Consider the following 2,271-nt stretch of genomic DNA (forward strand, 5'->3'; position numbering starts at 1 on the left):
GCCGGACAGCCCGGTCATCAGGATCGTTTCCCAGGTCGAGCGCAGCAGAAGATCAAGCATCATCGTCGACATATCCCAGCCTCTCAACCCGGGCACCCTGTTCCTCAAGAAAACGGACGGCTCGCGCTGGCGCATCGCCCCGGTTCGGCACGCCCAGGAACAGCGTGCCGACCGGCTCGCCCTGGACATGGTCGATGCCGCCATGGACAAGCCGGACCGGGGTCTGGAGCAGGGCCCCGAGCCGGCCGATCAGCGGGCTGCGGGCGGCCTCGCCAGCCAGATCGACCTGCAGGATGGCGCTATTGCCCTGCACCGGGTCGAGCCTGACAGCGATCCCGGCCGGCAGCTTCGGGCGCAGCGACTGGAGCAGGCTCTGCGTCGTGGGCGAGCTTGGGGCGGCGAACACCTGCCAGACCGGCCCTTCCTCGACGATCCGGCCCTGGTCCAGCACCACGACCCGGTCGGCCACCTTGCGGATCACCTCCATCTCGTGGGTGATCAGCACGATGGTGAGGCCGAGCTTGCGGTTGATGTCCTTGAGCAGGGCCAGGATCGAGCCGGTGGTCTCGGGGTCCAGCGCGGAGGTGGCCTCGTCGCACAGGAGCAGGACCGGCTCGGCCGCCAGCGCCCTTGCGATGCCGACCCGCTGCTTCTGGCCGCCGGAAAGCTGCGCCGGGTAGGCATCGGCCCGGTTCGCCAGGCCCACCAGCTCCAGGAGCTCCCGCACACGCGCCTGCCGCCGTGCTGCCGGCACGCCCGCGATCTTGAGCGGCAGGGCGACATTGGCCGCGACGGTCTTGGCCGCGAGCAGGTTGAAGTGCTGGAAGATCATGCCGATGCGGCGCCGCACCGGCTGGAGCTGGCGCTCATCGAGCCCGGTGATGTCCCGGCCCTCGATCTGAACCTGGCCGGAATCCAACCGTTCCAGCCCGTTCAGGCAGCGGATCAGGGTGGACTTGCCGGCACCGCTGCGGCCGATGATGCCCAGCACCTCGCCCCGGTCGACGCTGAGCGACACCCCGTTCAGCGCGGCAGTAGCGCCGAAATGGCGCTGGGCTTCGACCACCTGCACGATCGGCTCCGGCATCGGTGGCGATGCGGCAGGACGGACCTGCGGTGCGCGTTCCAGGACCATGGCGGCCAAGGGGCATCCTCTGGGGCAGTGGCACCGCCAGGCGCGGCGCGGTTCAACGGCAGGACGGCCCGGGCCAGCGGCCCAGGCCGTTCAGTTCAGGAGATAGAGCCGGCTCGGCCGGTCAGTAGGCCGCGGTGCCAGTGCCGCGATAGACGCGGTCGAACACCGCACGGACCGTCTCGTTCTGGTAGGCGGCCACCAGCGGCGCCACCCAGGGCGCGTCCTTGTCCTCGGTGCGCACCGCGATGAAGTTGCGGTACGGGTTGTTCTCGATCGGCTCCTGGGCGATCCGCTCCTTGTCCGGATCGAGACCGGCCTTGAGCGCCCAGTCGGTGTTGACCACCGCGGCGTCCAGGTCGTCGATTGCCCGGCCGACCACCCCGGCGTCCAACTCGTTGATCCGAAGATCCTTGGGATTCTCGACGATGTCGGTCACCGTCGCGAGGATCCCGGCCTCGGGATCGAGCTTGATCAGCCCCTCGTTCTGCAGGACCAGCAGTGCGCGGCCTTCGTTGGAGGGGTCGTTCGGGACGCCGATCGTGGCGCCCTCGGGCAGTTCCGCGACGCTCGCATACTTGCGAGAATAAAGGCCCATTGGCCAGACGGCGGTGAAGCCGACCGGGGTGATCTCGTAACCCTGCGATTCGATCTGGGCGTCCAGATAGGGCTGGTGCTGGAAGGCGTTGGCGTCGATGTCGCCGCGCGCCAGCGCTTCGTTGGGCTGGGTGTAGTCGGAGAACACCACCGGCTCGACGACGAGACCCTTCTTCGCCGCCTCGGCGACCACCGCCTGCCAGACCTCCTCATCCTCGCCGGACATGATGCCGACCTTGATCGGCTCCTCCTGCGCCAGCGCGGATGCACCCATCCATGGCGCCAGCAGCAGCCCGGCCACGGCCAAGCACGCCGCCAAGCCGCCGCGCCGCGTCCAGGACGACCGGCGGCCGGCCATGACGTTCGCTTCCTGCATCTTTCCCAGCCCGTTCGATGTCATGCCCGGGCCGAATCGGCGACCGCGGACGATCAGCCAGATAGCTGACCATCCGCGGCGGCAAAATCAACTAATTCTATCGGCTATTTGAAGTGCGGCAGGGTTCAGTCGACCGGGTCGCGGGCGCTGTAGAGGGCGATGCCGC

General features: G+C 68.6%; 2 protein-coding genes. Both read right to left on the reverse strand.

What is annotated here, in order from left to right; all coding sequences use genetic code 11:
• Nucleotides 1-52 precede the first annotated feature (52 nt).
• Complete coding sequence (locus EQG76_RS18900; protein WP_159715923.1) at nucleotides 53-1,135, reverse strand: methionine ABC transporter ATP-binding protein; 1,083 nt, start codon at nucleotides 1,133-1,135, stop codon at nucleotides 53-55.
• Between the two features lie 121 nt (nucleotides 1,136-1,256).
• Entirely contained in the window at nucleotides 1,257-2,087 is an 831-nt protein-coding gene (locus EQG76_RS18905) for a MetQ/NlpA family ABC transporter substrate-binding protein (RefSeq protein WP_159715922.1), read from the reverse strand.
• Nucleotides 2,088-2,271: the final 184 nt, after the last annotated feature.

Source organism: Geminicoccus flavidas, from assembly GCF_009806515.1.
Taxonomy (GTDB): domain Bacteria; phylum Pseudomonadota; class Alphaproteobacteria; order Geminicoccales; family Geminicoccaceae; genus Geminicoccus; species Geminicoccus flavidus.